The 23640-nt window shown below is 61.4% G+C and carries 24 protein-coding genes; 10 read left to right on the plus strand and 14 right to left on the minus strand.

From position 1 onward, the window contains the following. Positions 1-122 precede the first annotated feature (122 nt). The 6 genes from infA to trxB all read right to left on the minus strand — a co-directional run bounded on the left by infA (position 123) and on the right by trxB (position 4619). Positions 123-341 carry a translation initiation factor IF-1 gene (infA, locus tag Thiowin_RS08470; protein ID WP_009148344.1) on the minus strand — a complete coding sequence of 73 codons (219 nt, stop codon included), beginning with the start codon at positions 339-341 and terminating at the stop codon, positions 123-125. A gap of 263 nt (positions 342-604) precedes the next feature. Continuing rightward, entirely contained in the window at positions 605-1345 is a 741-nt protein-coding gene (locus Thiowin_RS08475; RefSeq protein WP_328987295.1) for an arginyltransferase, read from the minus strand. Then, positions 1342-2109 (minus strand): leucyl/phenylalanyl-tRNA--protein transferase, encoded by a 768-nt coding sequence (aat, locus tag Thiowin_RS08480; RefSeq protein WP_328987296.1) that lies wholly within the window; start codon positions 2107-2109, stop codon positions 1342-1344. The genes Thiowin_RS08475 and aat overlap by 4 nt, the downstream gene beginning before the upstream one ends. Then, positions 2109-3251, minus strand: a complete 1143-nt coding sequence (locus tag Thiowin_RS08485) for a GNAT family N-acetyltransferase (RefSeq protein ID WP_328987297.1) — start codon at positions 3249-3251, stop codon at positions 2109-2111. Before Thiowin_RS08485 ends, aat begins: the two co-directional genes overlap by 1 nt. A gap of 43 nt (positions 3252-3294) precedes the next feature. After that, positions 3295-3633 carry a hypothetical protein gene (locus tag Thiowin_RS08490; protein WP_328987298.1) on the minus strand — a complete coding sequence of 113 codons (339 nt, stop codon included), beginning with the start codon at positions 3631-3633 and terminating at the stop codon, positions 3295-3297. A 20-nt stretch (positions 3634-3653) separates the two neighbouring features. Then, positions 3654-4619, minus strand: coding sequence for a thioredoxin-disulfide reductase (gene trxB, locus Thiowin_RS08495; protein ID WP_328987299.1), 966 nt, complete (start codon positions 4617-4619; stop codon positions 3654-3656). A gap of 313 nt (positions 4620-4932) precedes the next feature. Between trxB and Thiowin_RS08500 the strand changes: the two genes are divergently transcribed. The 6 genes from Thiowin_RS08500 (at position 4933) to Thiowin_RS08525 (ending at position 11708) form a co-directional block, all read left to right on the plus strand. Beyond that, positions 4933-7425 carry a DNA translocase FtsK gene (locus Thiowin_RS08500; RefSeq protein WP_328987300.1) on the plus strand — a complete coding sequence of 831 codons (2493 nt, stop codon included), beginning with the start codon at positions 4933-4935 and terminating at the stop codon, positions 7423-7425. A gap of 138 nt (positions 7426-7563) precedes the next feature. Continuing rightward, positions 7564-8208 (plus strand): outer membrane lipoprotein chaperone LolA, encoded by a 645-nt coding sequence (gene lolA, locus Thiowin_RS08505; protein ID WP_328987301.1) that lies wholly within the window; start codon positions 7564-7566, stop codon positions 8206-8208. A gap of 74 nt (positions 8209-8282) precedes the next feature. After that, a complete protein-coding gene (locus Thiowin_RS08510; protein WP_328987302.1) occupies positions 8283-8513 on the plus strand; it encodes a DUF433 domain-containing protein in 231 nt (76 codons plus the stop codon). A 14-nt stretch (positions 8514-8527) separates the two neighbouring features. Then, positions 8528-8902 (plus strand): DUF5615 family PIN-like protein, encoded by a 375-nt coding sequence (locus Thiowin_RS08515; protein WP_328987303.1) that lies wholly within the window; start codon positions 8528-8530, stop codon positions 8900-8902. Between the two features lie 45 nt (positions 8903-8947). Beyond that, positions 8948-10273, plus strand: coding sequence for a replication-associated recombination protein A (locus Thiowin_RS08520; RefSeq protein ID WP_328988041.1), 1326 nt, complete (start codon positions 8948-8950; stop codon positions 10271-10273). 61 nt (positions 10274-10334) lie between these two features. Next, positions 10335-11708, plus strand: coding sequence for an alanine/glycine:cation symporter family protein (locus Thiowin_RS08525; RefSeq protein ID WP_328987304.1), 1374 nt, complete (start codon positions 10335-10337; stop codon positions 11706-11708). A gap of 4 nt (positions 11709-11712) precedes the next feature. Here Thiowin_RS08525 and Thiowin_RS08530 read toward each other — a convergent pair whose 3' ends face one another. Together Thiowin_RS08530 and Thiowin_RS08535 are read right to left on the minus strand one after the other, a co-directional pair. Beyond that, positions 11713-12081, minus strand: coding sequence for a BolA family protein (locus Thiowin_RS08530; protein ID WP_328987305.1), 369 nt, complete (start codon positions 12079-12081; stop codon positions 11713-11715). Positions 12082-12145: 64 nt separating this feature from the next. Beyond that, a complete protein-coding gene (locus tag Thiowin_RS08535) occupies positions 12146-13393 on the minus strand; it encodes a cytochrome-c peroxidase (protein ID WP_328987306.1) in 1248 nt (415 codons plus the stop codon). A gap of 182 nt (positions 13394-13575) precedes the next feature. Here Thiowin_RS08535 and Thiowin_RS08540 point away from each other — a divergent pair, with 182 nt between their 5' ends. After that, positions 13576-13863, plus strand: a complete 288-nt coding sequence (locus Thiowin_RS08540) for an encapsulin-associated ferritin-like protein (RefSeq protein WP_328987307.1) — start codon at positions 13576-13578, stop codon at positions 13861-13863. 291 nt (positions 13864-14154) lie between these two features. Beyond that, positions 14155-14778 carry a hypothetical protein gene (locus Thiowin_RS08545; protein WP_328987308.1) on the plus strand — a complete coding sequence of 208 codons (624 nt, stop codon included), beginning with the start codon at positions 14155-14157 and terminating at the stop codon, positions 14776-14778. 26 nt (positions 14779-14804) lie between these two features. On the opposite strand, the gene rlmKL is transcribed toward Thiowin_RS08545, so the two are convergent. After that, positions 14805-17012, minus strand: coding sequence for a bifunctional 23S rRNA (guanine(2069)-N(7))-methyltransferase RlmK/23S rRNA (guanine(2445)-N(2))-methyltransferase RlmL (gene rlmKL, locus Thiowin_RS08550; protein WP_328987309.1), 2208 nt, complete (start codon positions 17010-17012; stop codon positions 14805-14807). Continuing rightward, the gene (locus Thiowin_RS08555; RefSeq protein WP_328987310.1) at positions 17006-17977 is read right to left on the minus strand and encodes a LysR substrate-binding domain-containing protein; all 972 of its coding nucleotides are present in this window, start codon (positions 17975-17977) and stop codon (positions 17006-17008) included. The genes rlmKL and Thiowin_RS08555 overlap by 7 nt, the downstream gene beginning before the upstream one ends. A 182-nt stretch (positions 17978-18159) precedes the next feature. Here Thiowin_RS08555 and Thiowin_RS08560 point away from each other — a divergent pair, with 182 nt between their 5' ends. Continuing rightward, positions 18160-18951 carry a hypothetical protein gene (locus tag Thiowin_RS08560; protein WP_328987311.1) on the plus strand — a complete coding sequence of 264 codons (792 nt, stop codon included), beginning with the start codon at positions 18160-18162 and terminating at the stop codon, positions 18949-18951. A gap of 45 nt (positions 18952-18996) precedes the next feature. On the opposite strand, the gene Thiowin_RS08565 is transcribed toward Thiowin_RS08560, so the two are convergent. The 3 genes from Thiowin_RS08565 to Thiowin_RS08575 form a co-directional block, all read right to left on the minus strand. After that, positions 18997-19947 carry a L,D-transpeptidase gene (locus Thiowin_RS08565; RefSeq protein ID WP_328987312.1) on the minus strand — a complete coding sequence of 317 codons (951 nt, stop codon included), beginning with the start codon at positions 19945-19947 and terminating at the stop codon, positions 18997-18999. Between the two features lie 1070 nt (positions 19948-21017). Continuing rightward, positions 21018-21137, minus strand: coding sequence for a winged helix-turn-helix domain-containing protein (locus Thiowin_RS08570; RefSeq protein WP_328987313.1), 120 nt, complete (start codon positions 21135-21137; stop codon positions 21018-21020). 205 nt (positions 21138-21342) lie between these two features. Then, positions 21343-21579, minus strand: a complete 237-nt coding sequence (locus tag Thiowin_RS08575) for a hypothetical protein (RefSeq protein WP_328987314.1) — start codon at positions 21577-21579, stop codon at positions 21343-21345. Positions 21580-21722: 143 nt separating this feature from the next. Here Thiowin_RS08575 and Thiowin_RS08580 point away from each other — a divergent pair, with 143 nt between their 5' ends. Continuing rightward, the gene (locus Thiowin_RS08580; protein ID WP_328987315.1) at positions 21723-22310 is read left to right on the plus strand and encodes a response regulator; all 588 of its coding nucleotides are present in this window, start codon (positions 21723-21725) and stop codon (positions 22308-22310) included. Here Thiowin_RS08580 and Thiowin_RS08585 read toward each other — a convergent pair. Continuing rightward, a complete protein-coding gene (locus tag Thiowin_RS08585) occupies positions 22280-23626 on the minus strand; it encodes a chloride channel protein (RefSeq protein WP_328987316.1) in 1347 nt (448 codons plus the stop codon). The two genes, Thiowin_RS08580 and Thiowin_RS08585, sit on opposite strands and share 31 nt — an antisense overlap. Positions 23627-23640: the final 14 nt, after the last annotated feature.

Genomic DNA, 23640 nt, shown 5'->3' on the forward strand with positions numbered 1-23640 from the left:
CGAAACACAAGACCGAATCACCCGCGGGGGTTCGGTCGGGCCTTCTCCGCGGATTCGAACTCATGGTCGAATTTATTCGACCGAATGTTTTCTTTGGCGCCCGAATGCTTACCTTGGGTTGCTTACCTGACCCTGTAGGTGATACGCCCTTTGGTCAGATCGTAAGGGGTTAACTCAACCGTGACCTTGTCGCCGGTCAGGATGCGGATATAGTGCTTGCGCATCTTGCCGGAAATATGGGCGGTGACAACATGACCGTTCTCGAGTTCGACACGAAATACGGTGTTCGGCAGGGTCTCGACAACCGTGCCTTCCATCTGGATAACGTCTTCTTTTGCCATTGGTTAGGTAATGGTGGTCAGCTAATGGGGCGGGAAATCTGGTGGAGAAACGGGTGTTAAAAGCGGGAGAACAACGAAAGGGCGGCCGATCAGTTGGCACGGCCGCCTGTCGGTAAAGCCAATTCCGCAAAACTGGTCAAGTATAGCACAGCGAAGTCTGTTTGCCGGCGCCTGGTTATTGGCCCGGTCTACACCGAATAGACACCCAAATTTAGAATTGCTGCCCCCGGGCGCGCTGTCATCGCGCAAAGGCCTTCAGCGCCCTAGTCCCTCTCGCCCGCGCGAAGAGAGTGCCATTCCCCGTCAATCCAGGCCTCCACTGGGTGAAAATTAGCCTTGTAGGCCATTTTGCGGCTTTCGGCGATCCAGTAGCCCAGGTACAGATAATGGAGTCCAAGCTCGCGGGCCTCGAGAATCTGGCTCAGAACGGCAAATGTCCCGGGCGCGCGCGCGGATTGCGCCGGATCAAAAAAAGTATAGACCGCGGACAGCCCGCTGATCAGCAGGTCGCTGACCGCCACGCCAATCAGCGTGCCGCGATGGCGCATTTCGAGCAGGCGGCTCTGCCCCGCCCAGGGAGCAAGCAAAAACCGTCGATAGCTGGTCGGTGAAATGTCATCCGCCATGTCGCCGTCGCCATGGCGCGCAAGCAGATAGCGGCGGAAGAGTTCGTAGTGTTCCTGGTCGAAGACTGGTGCGCGTGCTCTAAGTTCGATGTCGCTGTTTTTGGTCAGATTGCGCCGCTGCGAGCGATTGGGCCGGAAGTCCGCCACTGGCACCCGCAGCGGCACGCAGCGCCCGCAGCCACGGCAGGCCGGGCGGTAGAAATGATCGCCACTGCGGCGAAAGCCCAGTTGCTGGAGCCAGTCTGCATGGTGGCGGTCGATGCGCACATTGGGGTCGACAAAGAGCGTGCGTGCAGAGCGATCCGGCAGATAGGAGCAGGCATGTTCCCCGGTCAAATAGAGCGGCAGGTTGGCATGAATGGGCACCTGCGAGGTCATGACGCGGGTCGCTCTTCGCTGCTCGGCGGCTCGGGAAAATGGCGGCCGCCGTCGTCCCAGGAACCCTCGCGACCGGGCAGATCGCGGCAGGTCCGAAGTTTTTCGATGAACAGTGCTCGCGGCACCGCGCGCGCACCCATGCGCAGCAGATGCTCGGTCACCACCTGGCAGTCGATGAGCTCAAAGTCCCATGCGGCCAGCCGCTGGCTCAGGAATACCAGCGCCAACTTGGATGCGTCAGTCGCGCGTGAGAACATGGATTCACCAAAAAAGGCGCGGCCGATGGCGACCCCATAAAGCCCACCCACCAGCCGCTCTTGTCCCTCCTCCCACACCTCAACCGAATGGGCGATGCCGTGAATGTTGAGCGCGCGGTAAGCGCGAATCATTTCCGGCAGCAGCCAGGTGCCCTGTTCGCCATGGCGGCTGATATTGGCACAGGCGTTGATCACGCGCGGAAAGTCGCGGTCCATGGTCAGCGCGAAACGACGCTGGCGCAGCCTTTTGCGCAGACTGCGGGAAATGTGCAACTCCTTGGGAATTAACAGAGTGCGCGGATCGGGCGACCACCACAGAATCGGATCGCCCTGGTTGTACCAGGGAAAAATGCCCTGGCGATAGGCATTGACCAGACGCCGCGTGCTTAGGTCGCCTCCAATGGCCAGCAGCCCGTTGGGATCGCACAGGGCATTCTCGACACTCGGGAAAGCGCCGCTCGGATCGTTGGGGGAGAGCAGAAAGGGCAGTCTGCGTGGTCGACGCATCAAGGCTTGGGTCTGTCCTTATAAGGGCTGTGCTGGTGCATCTCGGCAAGATAGTCCCGCATGGCCGCGCGCTCGTGTTGCAAAAAGGCGTTGATGGGTTGGCGCAGGCGCGGGTCGGCAATCCAGTGCGCCGACCAGGTCGCGGTGGGCAGGAAGCCGCGCGCGATCTTGTGCTCGCCCTGTGCGCCGGGCTCGAAGCGCGTCAACCCTTCGCTGATGCAATGTTCAAGGCCCTGATAATAGCAGGCTTCGAAATGCAGGCTATGAAAGTCGGCCGAGCAACCCCAATGGCGCCCATACAGACTGTGTGCGCCAACCAGGCAAAAGGCCGCGGCGACACTTTGACCCTGGTAGTCGGCCAGCACCAGCAGCAGTTGCTCGCCCATGGTCTCGGCGATGTCGAGAAAAAAATCCAGGCTTAGGGTTGGGATGCCGCCGCGCTTGTCGAAGGTGTCTTCATAGAAGCGGTGAAAGACCGCCCACTGCGCCTCGCTGACGGCATCGCCGCGCAGTCGCCGCAACTGCACTCCGGCATCGCTGACGCGGCGGCGCTCGCGCTTGATCTTTTTGCGCTTTTCGGCCGAGAAAGCGGACAGCAGATGGTCGAAGTGCTCGTACCCCTGGTTGTGCCAGTGAAATTGGCAGCCCATGCGCGCCATGAATCCGCCTTCTTCCTGCCAGGCGAGCTCTTCCTCGGTGCCAAACAGCCAGTGCGCCCCCGAGAGCCCGAGCTTCTCGGCCAATTGTCGGGCGCCCGCAATGAGCATTTGGGCTTGGGTCTCGCGCGCCGGTCCGGGCGACGTGAGCACCCGTGCCCCGGTGGCCGGAGTGTAAGGCGCGGCCATGACCAGCTTGGGGTAATAGCGCCCGCCCGCGCGCTGGTAGGCATCGGCCCAGGCCCAGTCGAAGACGAACTCGCCGTAAGAATTGAATTTTAAGTAGCAGGGCGCGGCGGCGACAAGCTGGCCCTGGGTGTCGTAGAGTCCCAGATGCTGTGGAATCCAGCCGAAGCGTTCGCCCACGGCGCCGTGGCGTTCCATGGCGGCGAGGAATTCATGGCGCAGGAAGGGCGTGTCGGCGCCGACCAGCCGGTTCCAGGATGCCACCGGAATGTCGGCGAGCGAGGCATGAACCTGAATCATGTCAGCCGCGGTAGAGACGCGTGCGAGGTCGCCCGGACCAGGATTACAAAGGCCATAGCCGGAAGCCGAGCCATAGGAACACCCCGGCGGCGAACAAGGAGGCGGCAAAGGGCCAGAGCGCGCTCAGGCGGAACTCCCGCTCCCGGGCGGCACGCAACGCAAGATAGGCGCCGGCCAGATTGATGATCACCCCAAGTTCGCACAGTCCGAGCAGGGCCAAGAGTGGGAATTTGGTGCCCAGCTCGCCGGGCTGGGAGCCCACGGCCACCGCCAGCAGCAAGACCCCGGAACTCGCCAGCGCGAGTGCCGGAAAGCGTTTTGTGCCAAGGGACAGGGGTTGCGGACCAATGGGTTTCGGACCAGATGCGTGGCTGTCAGTCATGGTCGGTCGGCATCCGTGATTCAGCCGCCCTGGGTCTCGAGGGTGTCGAGAAACTTCTCGGCATCCAGCGCCGCCATGCAGCCGCTGCCGGCCGAGGTGATGGCTTGGCGATAAACATGATCCATGACATCGCCAGCGGCGAAGACGCCGGGCACCGAGGTGGCGGTGGCGTTGCCATCCGAACCACCCTGCACCCGGATGTAGCCATTGGTCATTTCCAGCTGGCCGGCGAAAATCTCGGTGTTTGGCTGATGACCGATGGCGATGAAGACCCCGTGCGGATCAAGATCCTTGGTCGCGCCGGTTTGTACATCCTTGATGCGCATGCCGGTCACCCCGCTGGTGTCGCCCAGGACTTCATCGAGGACATGGTTCCATTCGATGCGCACATTGCCGTTCTCGGCTTTCTCCAGCAGCTTGTGCTGCAGGATTTTCTCGGCGCGCAGGGCATCGCGACGATGCACCAGCACCACCTCTGCGGCGATATTGGATAGATATAGGGCTTCTTCGACCGCCGTGTTGCCACCGCCGATGACCGCGACCTTCTGGTTGCGGTAAAAGAAGCCATCGCAGGTCGCGCAGGCCGAGACCCCGCGTCCGCGAAAGGCCTGCTCCGAGGGCAGGCCAAGATATCTGGCGCTGGCGCCGGTGGCGATGATGAGCGCGTCGCAGGTATAAAGACCATTGTCACCGGTCAGTTCGAGCGGTCGTTTGGAGAAGTCCACCTTTGAGATCTGATCGAGCAGAATTTCGGTCTCGAAGCGCTCGGCATGCTTGCGCATGCGCTCCATCAGATCCGGGCCCAGCACGCCCTCGTTGTCACCGGGCCAATTGTCGACATCCGTGGTGGTCATCAGCTGACCGCCTTGTTCCATGCCGGTGACCAGTACCGGATTGAGGTTGGCGCGCGCCGCGTAGACGGCCGCCGTGTAGCCGGCTGGGCCTGAACCCAGGACCAGCAGTCGGCAGTGTTTGGTATCGCTCATGGCTTGGCATACTCCCTTGAAGTCGCCTTAATGTTGGGTTCGGTTGGCGCCCGCGGAGCTTGGTCCGGGTTGCTCCCGGGTTGCTCCCTGGTTACTCATGGCAACTTCACCGGCGGTTGGTCGGCAGGCACCCAAGCCTGGCCGCGAGCCTTGCCATGAATGTGGCTGCGAGGCGCCGCAAAGCGGCCAGTTTAAGGGCGCGCGGCGGGGCGGTAAAGCGGATCCGGACGCATGAGTCCCAGAAAAAGTTTTATGAAACTGCACGAATAAACTCCGATAAGGTTATAATAAATCGAATGATCGGAGGATAATTATGCAGGCAACCCGGACAGGCGAATTCACTTTCAGTGATTACATTGAGCGCGTTGTGCGTGAGGCAGGGATTTGGGCACTGGTGGCTCTGGCCGCCTTTCTGGCGCTCTCCCTGGCCACATATGCGCCAGGTGATCCCGGCTGGTCTTATGTTGGGCCTGAGTCCCAGGTCAACAATGCGGCTGGACGCGCCGGCGCCTGGTTCGCCGATGTGGCCTTGTTTTTATTTGGGCTGTTCGCCTATTTGATTCCTTTAATGTTGGTCGTCAGCGCACTGCTGTTGTTCCAGTGTCGCGAGCAGGAGCCCGAAACCCGGTTGTTGCGGCTGGCGCTGCACTGGCTGGGGGTGGCGCTGACGCTGGTGGCGGCCACCGCGCTGGCCAGCGCCCAGTTCGATGCGTTGCTCGGCTGGTTGCCGACCGGTCTTGGCGGGGGGCTCGGGCGTCTGGGCGCGGAATGGACACAAAGTCTCTTTGGTGGCACTGGCAGAGTATTCTTTTTGTTCCTGCTGCTGCTCATTGGCGTGTCATTGATGACGGGCATGTCACCTCTGGCGATTGTTGATGCGGTCGGTGAGTTTACGCTTTGGCTGATGGGGCTGGCACTGACGGCCTGGCGACGCCCCGGCGCGGGCGAGACCGCCGCGGACGCGGAAGCGCTATTGGACGCGGATGCACCGGCGGAGGAAGGCCGGTTCGGTCGCTTCTATCGGCGCTTGCGGCAACCCCGGGCGGAAAATGATACGGACCCGAGTTTTGGCGATTTGGATGCGATTGATGGCGAGGCCGAGGTCATCAGTGAGACCCTGGGCCGGGTACCCTGGGAACCCGAGGTGGATCGCGGCGCTACCGTCCCACTGCGGGAGACGGCGACGGAGGCGAAGGCACCCATGCCGGATCAGGAATCCGCCGGGCCGCGTCCGGTGTATCGTTCCGCGACTCCCCAGTCATCCAGTCTGGCGCCCAAGATCAAGCCGGGGGATCCCATGTGCCCGCCCTTCGAGCTACTCGACCCGGCGCGCCCTGGCCGGCGCGGCTACACCCCGGACCAACTCGAGACGCTCTCGGCCGAGGTCGAAGCCCGGCTGGCTGACTATGGCGTCAAAGCCCAGGTGGTGGCCGTCCAGCCCGGTCCGGTGGTGGCCCTGTTCGAGCTGGAACTGGCACCTGGGGTCAAGGCGGCCAAGATCACCGGCCTTGCCCGGGATATTGCCCGGGCGCTGTCGAAAATCAGTGTGCGGGTGGTGGAGATCATTCCCGGCAAATCGGTCATCGGGCTTGAGATTCCCAATGACACGCGGGACATGGTGGTTTTGAGCGAAGTGCTGAACTCGGATGCCTATCGCAAGAAAAACTCCGCGCTCACCATTGGACTTGGCACCGACATTGGCGGGCAGCCCGTGGTGGCGGATTTGGGGGCCATGCCCCATGCGCTCATCGCCGGCACCACGGGTTCGGGTAAGTCGGTGGCCATCAACGCCATGATCCTGAGTCTGCTGTACAAGGCCGAGCCCAAGGACGTGCGCCTGATCATGGTCGACCCGAAAATGCTCGAACTCTCGGTCTACAATGGCATCCCGCATCTGCTCACCCCGGTGGTGACGGACATGAAGGAAGCCGCCAACGCCCTGCGCTGGTGCGTGGCCGAGATGGAACGCCGCTATCGCCTGATGTCGGAACTCAAGGTGCGCAACATTGGCGGCTTCAACAAACTCATCAAGCAGGCGAGTGATGCCGGTGAGGCCATTATCGATCCTGTCGCCCTGGCCGCCGCCGGCGGTGAACTGGATCCAGACCTGCCCCCGCCGACCCTGAGCCATCTGCCTTATATTGTCGTCATCATCGACGAACTGGCCGACATGATGATGGTGGTGGGCAAAAAGGTCGAGGAACTCATCGTGCGCCTGGCGCAAAAGGCACGTGCCTCGGGCATTCATCTGCTGCTTGCCACCCAGCGCCCGTCGGTGGACGTGCTGACCGGGTTGATCAAGGCCAATGTGCCAACGCGCCTGGCGTTCAAGGTCTCCTCGCGGGTTGACTCCCGCACCATTCTTGACCAGATGGGCGCCGAGCAACTCCTGGGCCATGGCGACATGCTCTACATGGCCCCCGGCAGCAGCATCCCGCAGCGGGTGCATGGCGCCTTTGTCGACGATCATGAAGTCCACAAGGTCGTGGATCATCTCAAGCAATTCGGTCCGCCCGAGTTCATCGACACCGTGCTGCAGGAGTCCTCCGACTTCCTGACCGGCATCGACCCGGAACCCAGCGCCGGTGGCGATGTCGAGGATAAGGACGCGCTCTTTGATGAAGCGGTGCAGATTGTCGTCGAAACCCGCCGCGCCTCCATCTCGGGCGTGCAGCGGCGGCTGAAAATCGGCTATAACCGTGCCGCGCGCATGATCGAGGAAATGGAACGTATCGGCTTGGTTGGTCCGGCCGAGACCAACGGCAATCGCGAGGTCTTGGCTCCGCCGCCGGCGTCCGAGGAGTGAGGACCATTGGCGGCTTGTACGGGCGAATGCACGCGCTTGACCAGCCCCGCCAAGGATCAGAAGGCCACCGAAAGCAGCCTGTTAAAGGCTAAAGTTGCGCGCACGAAACGCCATTTTGCTCACAGGATCAACAAAATCATGACACCAAGCATGCGACTCGCCGGATTTCTGATCGTCATCAGTCTTTTATTTCTATCGCTCGGCGCCAACGCCGCCCCCGACCCGGTCGCCACCCTCAAGGACTATCTCAAGGACCTAAACAGCCTGAGCGCCGATTTCCGCCAGATTACCCTCACGCCGGGCTCCAGCGGGGAGCAGACCTTCGAGTCCGAGGGCCGGCTGTTTTTGCGTCGCCCCGGGCAGTTTCGCTGGGAATACGACAAGCCCAGCGAGCAGCTCATCGTCGCCGATGGCAAGCGTGTCTACCTGCGGGATACCGAGCTTAACCAGGTCAGCCACCGCTCCCAGCAAGCCGCGCTCGATGGCACCCCAGCCCAGCTTCTGGTCAGTGACCGGCCGGTCGAGGAATTTTTTGCCTTGCGTCCGCTGAGTCGCGATGACGGGCGCCTGTGGGTGGAACTCGAACCCAAGGCCGACGATTCCCAGGTCGAGCGCCTGCAAATCGCCTTCATCGACGGACAACTCGACACCCTGCTGATGGAAGACCGCTTCGGTCAGCTGACCCGCTTCATTTTCACCGGCATCCAACGTAACCCAAAGCTGTCGGACGCGCTCTTTGAATTTGATCGTCCCGCCGGCGGGGACTTCCTGCAAATCGATTGAGGCTGGCCTGGTGGTGCCTGTCTTGTCGTGCGTCGCGTTGAAATGATGACCTGACAGACCGAGGAAGCAGCAAGATGCAACAATTGGATCGAATCACTCAGCAGCCGGGTGTCATGGGAGGTAAGGCATGTATTCGTGGAATGCGTGTGACGGTGGGCATGATCGTCGGGCAGATCAGTACTGGGCGCACCATCGACGACATGCTTGTCGATTACCCCTACCTTGAGCGTGAAGACATCATGCAGGCATTGCGCTACGCAGCCTGGCTGGCGAATGCGCAAGAATTCGAGCTGGCTTGTGCATGAGGATTTTGCTCGATATGAACCTGTCTCCCCGTTGGGTGGGTGTTCTTGGTGACGCGGGTATCGATGCGGTTCATTGGTCAGCTTTAGGTGCGTTGAATGCCGCGGATTCAGAAATATGCGATTTTGCGCGTCACCATGATTTTGTCATTCTGACCCAGGATCTCGATTTTAGTGCTATTTTGTCAGTAACATCACGTGGAAAGCCGAGTGTTGTGCAAATCCGGGCCGACGATCTCAGTCCCGATCAAATCGGGCCAAAGGTCATCATGGCCTTGCATCGAATGTCGGTAGAGCTAGCCAATGGAGCCATATTGACGGTCGATCCGTTGCGCACGCGCCTGCGGTTGTTGCCATTGCCTGAACGTTCTGGATTTGCTGGCGGGATCTGAGCACGCTTGAGTATCTCGGCGCCAGCCATTCCCCTGCCCGAGCGCATGCGACCGCGGCGTCTCGAGGACTGTGTCGGCCAATCCCATCTGCTCGCCCCCGGCCGACCGCTGCATCAGGCGTTGGCCTCGGGGCAGCTGCATTCCATGATTCTGTGGGGACCGCCAGGCACCGGCAAAACCACCCTGGCGCGGCTGGCGGCCACCCTGGCCGACGCACACTTTGTCCAGCTCTCGGCCGTGCTCGCTGGCGTGAAGGACGTCCGCGAGGCGGTCGCCGAGGCCAAACGCCTGCGCGCGGGACTGACCCCGCAAGGCACCCTGCTGTTCATCGACGAAGTCCACCGCTTCAACAAGGCCCAGCAGGACGCCTTTCTGCCCCATGTTGAAGACGGCACCCTGACTTTCATCGGCGCCACCACCGAGAACCCGTCCTTCGCGCTCAATAGCGCGCTGCTCTCCCGCGCTCGGGTCTATGTGCTCGAACCCATGGACACCAGCGCGCTCGAAACCCTGATCCAACGCGCCCTCGGGGATCAGGAGCGCGGACTTGGCCAATTTGGCATTGGCATCGCCCCGGATGCCTGCCGGCAACTCGCGCGGGTGGCCGATGGCGATGCGCGTCGCGCGCTCAGTCTGCTTGAACTCGCCGCCGCGCGGGTGGAGCGGGCAGGGCAGGGCGGTGTTCCAGCAATGCCCCCGCCAGAAATTACCCCCTCCATCATCGAAGCCGTGCTCGATGCAGGCGCCCGCCGCTTCGACAAGGGTGGCGATGCCTTCTACGATCAAATATCCGCGCTGCACAAGTCGGTGCGCGGCTCGGCGCCCGATGCCGCCCTCTACTGGCTCGCGCGCATGATCGATGGCGGCTGCGATCCGCTCTATCTGGCCCGGCGCCTGGTGCGCATCGCCAGCGAAGACATCGGCAATGCCGACCCGCGCGCGCTTGATCTCGCTCTCAACGCATGGGACGCCATGCAGCGCCTCGGCAGCCCCGAGGGCGAGTTGGCGCTGGCGCAGGCGGCGGTGTATCTCGCCAGCGCGCCCAAGAGCAACGCTGTCTACACGGCCTGGAAGCAGGCCCTGGCCGATGCGCGCGCCCAGGGCTCGTTGCCAGTGCCAGCGCATCTATGCAACGCGCCCACGGCGCTGATGCGGACCATGGGCAAGGGCGCGGCCTATCGCTATGCCCATGACGAGCCCGATGCCTATGCCGCTGGCGAGAACTACTTTCCCGATCAGCTCGCCCCGCGCCACTACTACCAGCCAGTGCCGCGCGGGCTGGAAGTTCGCATTGGCGAAAAGCTTGCGCGCCTGGGCGAACGCGACCGCGAAGCGAGGGAAGGCGCCGAAAAACCAGCATCGGACTCATGACAAACCGCAAGCCTCGGGGCTAGACTAGCGCGCTTTCGTTTCGCGACAGGGGGAAGCGCAAATGGAACAAGTGACGGACTGGATCGATGTGATCAACGGTTTGCTGTGGGGGCCGCCCATGCTGGTGCTGATTTTGGGCACCGGCCTGTATCTGTCCTTTGGATTAAGAGCCATGCCGATTCGACGGCTCGGCTATGGCTTTCGCATGCTATGGCAGGGCCGGCGCGGCGAGGGAAAAGGGGACATCAGCTCCTTCAATGCGCTCATGACCTCGCTTTCGGCCACCATCGGCACCGGTAACATCGCCGGGGTTGGCACGGCCATTGCCGTTGGCGGCCCGGGTGCCTTGTTTTGGATGTGGATGACGGCCCTGGTCGGCATGGCCACCAAGTACGCCGAGGCGGTGCTGGCGGTGCGTTACCGTGAGGTCGACGAAAACAACAACCATGTCGGCGGGCCCATGTATTACATCCGTAATGGGCTCGGGAAGCGCTGGGCGTGGCTTGCGGTCGCTTTTGCTATTTTTGGCGCCATGGCCGGATTTGGCATCGGCAACACGGTGCAGGCCAATTCCGTCGCCCATGCGCTGGAGGTGAAGTTTCATGTGCCGCCCCTGTGGACTGGCGTGGTGATGGCGGTGCTGGTTGGCTTGGTGCTGATCGGCGGCATCCGCTGGATCGCCCAGGTGGCAGGGAGGCTGGTGCCCTTCATGGCCATCGCCTACCTGCTGGCCGGCCTGGTGGTGCTGGGACTGAATGTGACGGACATTCCGGCTGCCTTCATGACGATTCTGCGCGAGGCCTTCACTCCCACGGCTGGCGTTGGCGGCTTTGCCGGTGCCTCGGTGATGCTGGCCATTCAGATGGGCGTGGCGCGCGGCATTTTCTCCAATGAAGCCGGCCTGGGGAGCGCGCCCATCGCCCATGCGGCGGCGCAAACCGACAGCCCTGTGCGCCAGGGCACCGTGGCCATGCTGGGCACCTTCATCGACACCATCATCATCTGCAGCATCACGGGTTTGGTGATCGTCACCTCGGGCGCCTGGACGGGTGGCGAGAGCGGCGCCGAACTCTCGGCCCTGGCCTTCGGCAACGAACTGCCTGGAGCCGGTGCCTATGTGGTCAGCCTGGGGCTGGCGCTCTTTGCCTTTACCACGGTGCTCGGCTGGAGTGTCTATGGCGAGCGCTGCGTCGAGTACTTGTTTGGCGTTCGCGCCATTCTGCCCTTCCGGATCATCTGGGTGGCCGCCATCCCGGCCGGCGCCTATCTGAGCCTGGATTTCATCTGGTTGGTGGCCGATACCCTGAACGCGCTCATGGCCATTCCCAATCTAGTCGCCTTGCTTTTGCTGAGCCCGGTGGTGTTCAAGTTAACCCGGGAATATTTCGACCGGGCAGCGGTCAGCGCGCCGCCGGCGGTGGCGCGAGAAGACTGATGGCTCAGGCCGGCGCCGGGGCATCCGCATGGGGTGCCGCGCCTGGTTGGACTCCGGGCTTGACCTTGGAGCCACCACGACACTTGGGCGAGGCCGGCGCCGCCTCGCCCTTGCCACGCCACTCAGCAGGTGTGAAGGCGTGAATGGCCAGGGCATGCAGCCCCTGGTCGAACTCGGCGCCGAGCAGGGCATTGACGCGCCTATGGCGTTTGATCAGCGACTCGTTGGCAAAAACATCGCTCACCACCGCCAACTTGAAATGCGATTCGGCGCCCTCCGGCACCGCGTGCATGTGGCTTTCATCCGTCACCACGAGATGCCTTGGCTGCATCTCCTGGGTCACCAGGGCCTGAATGCGTTCTTGGCGTGACATCGGTGTTTATCTCCGCTGTTTAGAGTCAATTCGCCTCAGAGTCAAGGCGTCTCCGCAGCCGTTCTCAAGGCTTGGTCTCGGGTGGCGTCCAGCCGTCGTTCAGCGAACGCATGAAGGTCACAATGGCGGCTTCCTCATCCTCGGTAAGCCCCAGATCGCCGAGTTCCTCGGTATTAAGGTTGGCGCTGATCTCGGGCGCTGGCCAGCAGTTGGTGCCCGGCTGTGGAGCGTCGATTTCCTCGCACACCGGTTTGGTGTCCCGGGTATTGTAGAAGTGCACGACCTCTTTCAGGCTGGCGTGGGCGCCATTGTGCATGAAGCGTTTCACGAAGCCCTCGGCCGGGCGCAGATCGGCATTGCGCAGGCTGGGCACCTTGTATTTGCCCATGTTCTCCGTGGCCCGATCCGCAAAGCGCGGGACCGTCTTGAGAAAAGCCCCCAGACCAGGATCCACCCAGTCGGCACCCTCTGGGTTGAAGTCCTCCATGGCGTACCAGGGATTGTCCGGATTGCGCCCGACGCCGAGGTTGTCGTAGGTGAAATCGGTAAAGAGCGGCGGTGTGCCATCGGCGGTGGGCTCATGCGGATGGCAGGCGGCGCAATTGCCCTTGTCCTCGCGCACAAAGAGATCCAGGCCGCGCATTTCCTCTTCGCTCAGCGGATATTGCTCGGGGTCTTTGAGGTAGTAATCGTACTTGGAGCTGAAGGCGTTCACCTCGGCGGAGGTCTCGAACGCGGCGATGGCGCGCGCGATGGCATTGAAGCCGGCGACTGGATTATCGCAGACCTCCTGGCCAAAGTAGGCGCGAAAGGCCTCGCCATGGTCGCCATGGCACACCCGATGGACCACCTCAGCGCCGCTGGACATGTTTTGCTCGACAGGATTGAGGAATGGCCCCAAGGCCTGTTCCGCGGTGGCATGGCCAAGCAACCAGCCGGTGGCGCGCCCGTCCCAGAAGTTGCCGCCGACAAAATGATCCTCTTCCGGGTCAAGATACAGTGGCGGGCTAAAAGAGGCATAAGCGGCCATGGGTGGGCGGCGGTTGCCGAAGCGCCCAGCCACCGCGCCCTCGCGCACGGCCGAGGCCGGGTCGGTGCCGGATTGCGGACTGGTCCAGCCGGTGAGTGGGCTGTGGCAGCTCGCGCAGGCCTGGCCTGGCGGTTGCGAAAGCTCGGTGTCGAAGAAGAGCGCCTTGCCGAGCTGCTCGAGCTGAGTCAGCCCCTCCTCGGCGCAAAGCGGTGCGCCGCCAAGACCCGCCGTGAGCGCTACAACCCAAGCCAGCCTAGTTTTGTCAATGGGTGAAGATCGCATAAATACCCTATCGTCCCGAGCCAAGATTGAAGCTTAAGCATTTTACCCAAGCCTTATATTGGGTGCGCGAAGGCTGTCGCGCAAGATCGACCGTGCTTGCGGCTTGTTTTTCAGACCGCTGGCTTGGACAATGCGGGCCGAGTGCGCGCAAACTGCGCGCAAACGCATCCAGGAGAGTTTTCATGGCGAACGAAGGTTATCACGAGCCCATCAACGAATTGAGTGCCGAGACCCGCGATATGCACCGTGCCATTCAGTCACTGATGGAGGAACTCGAAGCGGTCGATTGGTACAACCAGCGCGTTGATGCCTGCCAGGACAAGGAGTTGGCAGGGATTTTGGCCCATAACCGGGATGAGGAGAAAGAACATGCGTCCATGCTTCTTGAGTGGATTCGCCGTCAGGACAGCAAGTTCGATGCCGAATTAAAGGATTATCTGTTCACCGACAAGGCCATCGGGCATCATTAGCGACCGCCGCGAGCGCATGTTGGAGGTGTGCCTAAGTGCCCATGTGATCCATCACCATACCATGACCCATATCCTGGCCGTTCCGGGCCGCTGAGAGTCGCAAGTGCTTGATTTAAATTGTTCCTAAGCTCCAGCTTGGGGATGCGGGGCGGCGGCCGCGCCAGCAGCTCGAATCGCCATTGGACGCGGGAGCGTCCGCACTTGCCCCCACGCTGGAGCGTGGGAGCCAGGAATCAAAGTTTACCAACTGATGGGTAGTGGTTTGATCCATAACTCAAGAGGAGAACATCCGTGACTGAATCCGCAGCGATGACCGATGCGACCGCCGAGAAGTCCGCCAGAAACAAAGGCCGACTGCTGTTTTTTCTGGCTCAGCTTCCTTACCTCATCCTTTATGTCACGGCCGTCGCGCTGGCGGCGATGACGGACAGCGATCCAACCGAGGCCGCCACCCGATGGATCTGGTTTATTCCCGCCGTGGCCTTGGTGGCTATTTATGGTGGCTGGCAGCAGGGCAATGCCGGTACGACCATGTCCTCGCGTGGGCTTTTTCTGCTGCGGCAGGTGCTGCACTGGGCCGCGCTGGCGGTGGTGATTCACTTCCTGTTCCGGGAGGACTTGCAGCATTTTCTCAATGCCGAGACCGATGGTTTTGTCACCATCTTTTTGCTCGGGCTGACCGCCATGTTGGCAGGCGTGCATGCTGACTGGAAAATGGGCTTGTTTGGCGCTTTTCTGATTCTCACTGGCGTGCTGATTGGTTGGTTTGACGACAACGCGCTCAAGCTCACGCTTGGCGGCATCGCCATTTTTGCCGTTGTGTTGACGCTGCTTGTGCGCTTTAAGTTCATGGGCAAGAAAACGGCGAAGGGTGCGCATGCGGGCAAGGCCGACGCGGTGGATGCCGCGGGATAAGGCTGTTTTGAGCTGCCCCCTTTGGATCAAAGCTGGCGCCGCAGGCGCCAGCAGTGATGAACGCGGGCATTGCGCTGGAAGTCTCTCGGCAGGGTATAGGCTTTGAGATTCTCGCAGTGCAGATCACCCAAGGCATCCGTATCCAGCTTGAAGCGGCGCAGATTGGTGGAAAAAACCAGCTCGCCGTCCGGCTCCAGCAGTCGGGCGGCCAGTTGGATCAGCCTGACATGGTCGCGCTGAACATCAAAACTGCCGCGCATCCGCTTGGACGTTGAAAAGCTTGGCGGGTCGAGAAAAATCAGCCCGAATTGATCCCAGCGCGGGCGTTGCAGCCATTGCAGACAGTCAGCCTGGTCCACCCGGTGCTGGGGGGCTGAAAACCCATTGAGCGCCAGGTTGCGCTCGGCCCAGTCGCAGTAGGTGCGCGATAGATCCACTGTGAGCGTTGATGTCGCACCGCCCGCCGCCGCATGCACGCTGGCCGTGCCTGTGTAGCCGAACAGATTCAAAAACCGCCGCCCCGATGCGCGCTGGCCGATGAGTTCGCGGGTTTTTCGGTGATCGAGAAAAAGCCCCGTGTCCAGATGGTCTTGCAGGTTGACGAGAAAGCGCAGCCCGGCTTCCCGGACCTCGAAGAACTGCCCTTCTTGTCCCTGCCTGTCGTACTGCGCCTTGCCGCGCTGGCGCTGGCGCACCTTAAACAGGATATGCTGGCGCTCGATTTCGAGCGTCTCGCCAATGACTCCCATGGCCTCGCGCAGACGCCGGCGTGCCGCGCGCGGGTCGATCTCGGGTGGCGCGGCATATTCCTGTACATGGGCCAGGCGCTGGCCTTGGGCGTCGGGCTCCGTGCGCGTGTAGATGTCGATGGCCAGGGCATATTCGGGCAAATCGGCATCGTAGAGGCGGTAGCAGCCGATGTCCCGCTGCTTGAGCCAGGCGTTCAGGCTTTTTTGATTCTTGCGCAGCCGGTTAGCGAGCATCTCGGCGCCGGGGCCGCGTTCCTCGGGCGGCAGCGGGCGTGGGCTGTCGTCGACATGGGCCTCGCTGCGGATGTCAAAATGCAGCAGCTGGCATTCAAGCGGGCCGTTGAACAGCCGGTGCATGCGATGCGCGCGCAGCCCCATGGTGCGGCCAAGCTCGGGATTGGCGGTCAGCACCGCGCCCTGCCAGCCGTCGAAACGCTCGCGCAGGACGCGCCCGAGCGCGCGGTACAGTGGCACCAGATTCTCCTCGGCGCCCAGGCGCTCCCCATAGGGCGGGTTGCTGATGATCAGGCCCTGATGCGCCTGGCCGCGGGGCTGGCAGTCGGACAGCTCGCGGCGCTCGAAATGCAGGCGCCCGGCCAGACCGGCGCGCTCGAGGTTGGCATAGGCAACGCGGATGGCGGCGCCATCGCGGTCATAGCCGCACAGCCGACCCAGGCCCTCCAGTCCGGCCGCCGCGCGTGCTTGAGCTTCCTCGTGCAAGTCTTGCCAGGCCGCTGCATCGTGCCCGCGCCAGGCGCTGAAGCCCCAGTGGGCGCGATTTAGGCCAGGTGCACGGTCGGCGGCCATGAGCGCGGCCTCAATCACCAGAGTGCCGGCGCCGCACATGGGATCGACCAGGGCACCGCCGGCGGCGGCGATCGCGGGCCAGCGCGCGCGCAGCAGCAAAGCGGCGGCCAGGTTCTCCTTGATGCTGGCCGCGCCCGCCTCGGTTCGGTAACCGCGCCGGTGCAGGGCATCGCCCGACAGGTCCAGGTTGAGCGCGGCCTGATCGCGAAACAGCCGACAGTAGAGACGGATGTCGGGCTGGGCAGTATCCACGCTGGGTCTTTGGCCGCTGCGTTCGCGGAACTGATCGACAATGGCATCCTTGATGCGCAGGGCGGCAAAATGGCTGTGGTCAATGGCGGAACGGGCGCTGTCGACATGGATCGCCAGGGTTTGTTCCGGACCCAGATGCGCCGACCAGTCGATGGCGGCGACGCCGGCGTAGAGCGCATCGGGATCGGCGGCCGGCCAGTCCGCCAGCGGCAGCAGTACCCGGCTGGCCACGCGCGACCAGAGACAGACCCGATAGGCATCGGCCAGGGTGCCGGCGCAGGCGACGCCGGCGCGGGTCTCGCGCACCTCGGGGATGCCAAGGCCGCTTAATTCCTCGGCCAGCAGAGTCTCCAGATGTCGGGCGGCGGTGACGAAAAAGCGGCACGGATGGGCCACCGGGCCAGGGGATATGGCGGCTTCTAACACTTGGTGGCCGCCGCTTTCGTGCTCTGGAGACTGACCGGGATGGTCGGGCCACCCGCGGGATGGACCAGATCAGGCAGGACCCCGCGCACGACCCGGGCCAGTGCCCTGAGGGCCGCCGTGCGTGGAAAACTGCGCCTGTGCACCAGCGAGATATGCCGTCGGGCATCCGGTAGCTCCAAGGGCCGCACGCTGATGCCCGCGGTGTCCTGCCAGCCGCTGTCGAGCGCCAGCGCGGGTACCAGGGTGCAGCCGAATCCGGCGCGCACCAGATGGCGCAGGGTCTCAAGGCTGGCGGCGCTCAGATCGGCCGCCTCGCTGGTATGCGGGCGCTCGGCCAGGCGACACACATGCATGACCTGCTGGCTTAAACAATGTCCCTCGGCCAGCAGCAGCAGTTCGGCCGCCTCGAGGTCGGTGTCGCTGATTTCGGGCTTGTCCGCCAGCGGATGCCCAGGCGGATGGGCAAGCCAAAACGGCTCGTCGAACAGCGGAATCTGGTCGAGATCGGCATCCTCGGCCGGCGTGGCGAGCAGCAGGGCGTCAAGCTCGTGCCTGCGCAGCCGCAGCAGCAAGGCGTCCGTGACCTCTTCGCGCAGGATGAGCTTAAGCTGCGGATACTGCTGGCGCAGGGGCGCGAGCAATTGCGGCATCAGATAGGGGCTGAGTGTCGGGATGGCTCCGACGCGTAGTGGCCCCGCGAGTGGATCCTGCGCGGCGCGCGCGACCTGCTCAATGGCGTCGGCTTGTTCCATCAGTCGGCGCGCGTGGCGTAGAATATCCTCGCCAACGGCGGTGATGTCCACCGAGCGGTTGCTGCGCTCAAAAATGGTCACGCCGAGTTCTTCCTCGAGCTTTTTCACCTGACCGCTCAAGGTGGGTTGGCTGACAAAGCAGCGCTCGGCCGCGCGGCCGAAATGCCGTGTTTCCGCCACGGCGACGATGTAGGAGAGATCCCGCAGATTCATGTGGGGGATTATACCTGTCGCGGAGCAGAGTATTGGGCCAGTTCGTTTAGGAATGATCGCTTTTCTCGTGCCGTCGCGGAGTCGCGGGCCTGTTTCGATGCGAACACATAAATTCTAATTGATCCTCTGAATTTTTTGCACAGTATCCTAAAGTGCCTACGGCGTTAGAGTAACCAGGGGTAATGCGGAATTTTGACCACAACGGACAAGCCGAAGCCAGTCGACTTCGGCCCGCTATGTTCATTCTTATCGCCGTGCTTTTCATGACAATCAATTTTACGCTCGCTGCCGCATCAGAAACCAATGCCGTCGACGGTCAGGAATCGGCCTCCTTTCCGCTACCGCCAGAGTACTTGATCGACCAGAAAGGCTTTGTCAAACTGCGAATTTGTTTCAACTGGTCGTGTTCAAGCAGGCGGAGGTTGAACTTTACATCCGCCGATATGGCGCTGCTGAAACAGCGCATGGCGATTTGTTCAGGCGCAAGTCTTTACCATCGATTGCAGCAAGTGCGTATCGGCATCTGGCAAATGGAATTGCTGGCGCGGAAGTATCAGCCGTTATTGGCCAATGATCTTGCCATCAATGATTTCGAGGCGGGTATCAAAGGGCGGATGGACTGCGTCGATAATTCGAGCAATACCACGACGTATCTGAAGATTCTGCAGGACATCGGGGAGTTGAATGGCTGGAGCGTCTCGGCGCCTGAAGTGCGTAATCGTTTCGATGTGACCGGAGTTCACTGGACCGCTGTCATCATCGACACTGAAACTGGGCTTTCCTGGAGCGTTGATTCCTGGTTCCGTCCGAACGGCCACCTGCCAATGGTCATGCCCTTGCAAAGTTGGCTCGCTGGAAAAAAAGCCTGGGAACCGCCTTTTCGAGATCTCAATGCAACCCCGCATTCCATTCACGAACTATGCCATACGCAGCAGTTTGATGCCTCGGAGACTGAGTCGTTACTCGCTCAGTGAGGGGCATACCAAGACCCAACGGTCTGTCGTTCGCGCAATCTCAGGTTAGGCTTTTGCGCCCGTCTTGTTTTCGGGGAGGATGTAAACAACCCCGCCAGCACCAGAAAACTTGTTTTTAATCAGCGTCCTGAAGGCATCCACTGGAACATTGATACAGCCAAAAGAAATGCGGTTATCAAGCGGTGTTGGGGTGGCGAGACGGTGCGCCCGGCGATCTTGAGGTCGACCCTTGACCACGGCGTGCATGGAGAGAGCCTGCTCGTAGTCTAGCCAGAGAATGTCTTTGCCTTTGTGATTGCGGCCCATCACTGATACAAAACGACCCGCGGGTGTCGTGCGGTCCGCCGGCGGAATGTGTGACAAAGGTTTGTTGCCAATGTCAGGGATGGAGTGATCGCCGCGCGCCAATCCAAGAAGCACAGGTGCCGCTCCGTAAAGCTTTCCATCTATTTCAAACACATAGACCTTGGCGTTTACTTTGTCGACAATCGCGAATGGCAGGTTGAGATTGTCGCGGGAACTGACAATCCAGTGTGCTAGATCACGCGTTCTACGTGACGCGCTCTCCGTGCGAAAGTTAACCTTGCCACTTTTGTGTGCGGCAGCCGTTGTTGCATCCACGACAAAGGCGACATCCGCGTCTTCGGAATAGGCAGTATCGAACATCGGGTTGGCGATGTTGGTGAGATTGTCTCCGGTCATTATCTGGTGTGGAACACAACCGACACCCAAAAGACTCAAACCGAGGTACAGCGCCATCCTTATCAGATGTTTGTGCAAGCAGGTCGAGAGTCGCCCCTGCTTATGGCTTAGGGTCGATGGAGTATACCCAGTCAGGCAGAAAGTCTTGGGATCGAAGCCTTTGAGTCGCCCAAGCAGGTTGCCCACGGGAGCGGCGCTGCTCATCCGGTGGAGACGCGCCGCAAGTGCCTGGCAGCTGGCAACCGAGGCGTCGTCGCTGCTAATGATCCAGGGTTGCTTGACCGTTGTGACCATATTTTGGTGCGATTCTGGGTCCATTATTGGGTACGATTTTTCGGTCTTCGCCTATCTCATCGAACCGGGGCCGGTCATCGGGCGGAATCTCGGTCACCTGGTCAATATGAATCAGGTCGGACTTAAGACTAGGCCAGAGGCTAGCAAATTCAAATTGCTGTATAAAGTACTTGTCAATCCCAAGCAACTGTTGCGAGCGTGAGGGCGGGGCTCGGACCTTTTTGCGCCTTGACAGGGAGGCGCGGAGATTGGATAGTTCCACACGGAAGGCTAGAAGATCTGTTCACAGGGTGCTGGCCTTGGCAGGTTGATAATCCCAAGGCTTGGGATTTTATCATGTCACTCTTTCACTACATGGGTCGCGACAGATGAATAACACGAAAAGTTACATTATTGCTGCGTTGCTGGTGCTGGGTCTCTCGGCTTGTAGCACTGTGAAGCACGAGCCAGCGCCAGAGGCCCCCGCTCCAGTGGCGTACGAGCCAAAACCAGATCGCGGCTGATGGCGTTTCAATCAGGCTTGATGACTTAGCCGATCTTAGGTTTTTGCTGTTGCGTCCGATTCACCCTCTCGCTCGCGTCAAGTGCGTCCATGGGCGGTGATGCGCATAGAGGGTGAACGCACAGTTCATAGCCCACAAGCCTGGTGACAAAGACGCAGTATCGGGTGGCGGATGGAAGATGAGTTCAGGCGCCAAGGAACGGCGGACATGATTTGCGGGCGCTTGGTGTGATGTTGTCCGTTGTGGCAGGCAACTGCCCGCGGCCGCATCCCTTGCCCCAAGCGTGTCTGGCCTGGCCTTTGGGTCGTATCGGTCGGGCTTGAAATAACTGCCTCCTACATCGGCGAGATCCGTTGGTCCGTGCCAGTCACGTCATGGCGCTGATGGCGCGCCAACCATCAGCGATCAGGTGCGATTCAACCGTGGCGAATGGCAACATGTTGCGACAGGCTTGCGCCAATGCGCAAACGATAGCCGACCCCTGGCACGGTCTCCAGGATGGACTCACTGATCGCGCCAGGCTCGTCGAGCTTGCGCCTTGGTCGCAATAGTAGAACCTTTAGTGTATTAGGATGCGGGTCGGTGCGGGTCGGCAACAGCATCCATCAGACGCTGACGCGATACCACGGCGCCATCGGTCTGTAGTAGCGCATGCAGCAACTCGAATTCACCGTGGGTCAGCTTCACGAGCGCGCCAGAAAAAGCTGACGCATAGCAACATTCAGCCGCCAGTCGGCAAACCGCCATTCGACCGCCTGATCGACCGGCTGCGCACGCCTGCCTAATTTCCTTCGTGTTCCTCTGGAGCTGGGCAACCGATGCTGTTCGCCCGCCGCGCACCCAGGTATCTGCCGACCACCCGGGAGCCACTCATGTTGAATTGCAGGTTTTCTCAGGGCGAGTACAGCAACAGCAGGTCGCCGTGAGCCATATCCAGGACAGTGGCCAGCATCTGCTCGAATTGATCAACGAGATTCTTGTTCTGGCACGCATCGAGTCGGGATAGAGGAAATTGAAGCTTGGCGCCGTGCCGCTTGATCAGCTGATTGACGAGGTCATGGCCCTGTCGCGTTCCGTCGCCGAGGGTCGACAGATCAATATTCATCGATGCGTGGATGCTGGTTTCCATGTCTAGGCTGACCGCACCCGTTTGCGTCAGGTTCTGCTCAACCTGACCTCCAATGCCATCAAATACAACCGAGTGGGCGCTCGGGTCACAATTGATGTCGAGCCCCTGGACGAGCCCCTGGACGAGCGCCCCTGGATGAGTAGGTGCGGATCCGTGTCAGCGATACCGGCGCGGGTATCGGTGAAGCGCTGCGCGGTGAGCTGTTTCAACACTCCCAGCGCCTGGGCGCCGAGAAGACCGCGAGCGAAGGGAAGGGCATCGGTCTCATCATCTCTAAACACCTGATCGAGGCCATGGGCGGTCGCATCAATGTTCGACTCGGTCGCCGGCCAGGGGAGCCGTTCATGGTTCGAGTTGAAGCCGGCACAGCCCGAACCAGCCGAGTGTCACAAGGCCCCAGACGAGCCTGGAGGGGCAGCTCCACGGGGGTGCTCTATGTCGAGGACAATAGGGTAAATCTGGCGATCATGGCGCACCTGTTCAAACGGCTCTCCGGCGTCGAATTACTGAGTGTCATCAATGGTGAAACGGCCATGGCCCGCCTGACCGAGACGCGGCCAGATCTGGTGCTGATGGACATCAATCTGCCGGGTATGAGCGGCACCGAGATTTTGCTTTGGATGCGCGATCAATCCCAGTTGCGCGACATCCCGGTCATCGCCGTTAGTGCCAACGCCATGCCCGAGACCATCCCTGTGCTTCAGCTGGATGCAGGGCGCTGCCTGGCTTGATTCTGTTGGTCCTGGTTCTCCTGTTGAGACTGGTGCTCCTGTTTTTCCAAAAACAACTGCGCAAGCGAGTGATACAGGGGGTATGGGCTGATAAGGTAGGAGGCGCCGTAGCCGATCATGGCCGTGGCCATGAGTGCAAGTAGGGTGTATTGGTCGTTGGTCATTTCCATGACAATGACAAAGCCGGTGATGGGTGACTTCACCGCGCCGGCGAAGTAGCCGACCATGCCGAGCAGGACCATGAGCTCGAGCGACGAGACTGGGATCATTCGGTGCAGGTCGACTCCTATGCCGGCGCCGGTCGAGAGTGCCGGGGCGAAAATGCCACCGGGAATGCCGCTGAGATAGGATGCTAGGGAGGCGATGAATTTAAACATGGGGTAGAGAGGGTCGGTCTCGGCGCTGTCGATGACCAGGGATTTGGCGATGTCAAAGCCCGAACCCATCACCTGATAGTCGGTCATGGCGCCCGTGGTGACCAGCACGCAACCGCACAGAAAGGCGACACTCAGCGGATTGGTGGCGACCACCGGCGCCAGCCAGCGCGAGCCCTTGACCACCAGCAGCGCGAAAAGTCCGCCGGCCAGTCCGGCCAGGGTCCCGCACAGCAGCACCGCCGCCCAGTCGCCCAAGGCATCGACACTGGCGACGCTGTCGGTGCCGAAGTAGCTGTTCTGCCCGGTAAGTGCCATGGCGACCAGGGCCGAGAAGATGACCGCCAGGGTGACAATGCCGGCAATGTGGGCGCTGAAGGCGCGCGAGATTTCTTCAATGGCAAAGACGATGCCAGCCAGGGGTGTGTTAAAGGCTGCCGAAATACCCGCCGCGCTGCCGGCGAGAAGCATGGCGCGCGCCATGTAGTCGGGCGGAAAACGCGCGAAATGGCGCATGGAATACATGATGGACGCGGCCACATGCACCGTTGGCCCCTCGCGCCCGATGGATGCACCGCAGGATTGGCCGATCAGCGTTAGCAGAATTTTGCCGGCGGCGAGCTTGAGCGAGACCACCCGGGATTTGGTGCGCATCTCCAGCGCGGCAATAATCTGATTGATGCCGCTGCCCTCGCTGCCGGGGAAAAACCGCCGCGCGAGCCAGGTCACCAGTACCAGCCCCAGTGGGGTGACGACCAGGGGTGCGAGCGGCGCCTGCTCGGCCATTTTGAAAAACAGCTGGTTGGCATGCAGGCTGGCGATGCCAAAACCGGTCGAGACCAGGCCGACCAGAAGGGCGCCAATGGCGAAAGCCAGGCGCATGCGCCAAGCCTGGGGGGAGAGCAGCAAACGGCGGAGCGAGTGGAAATGGTTCTGGGGCACGGAAGATCCGGACG

Source organism: Thiorhodovibrio winogradskyi (assembly GCF_036208045.1).
GTDB lineage: Bacteria > Pseudomonadota > Gammaproteobacteria > Chromatiales > Chromatiaceae > Thiorhodovibrio > Thiorhodovibrio winogradskyi.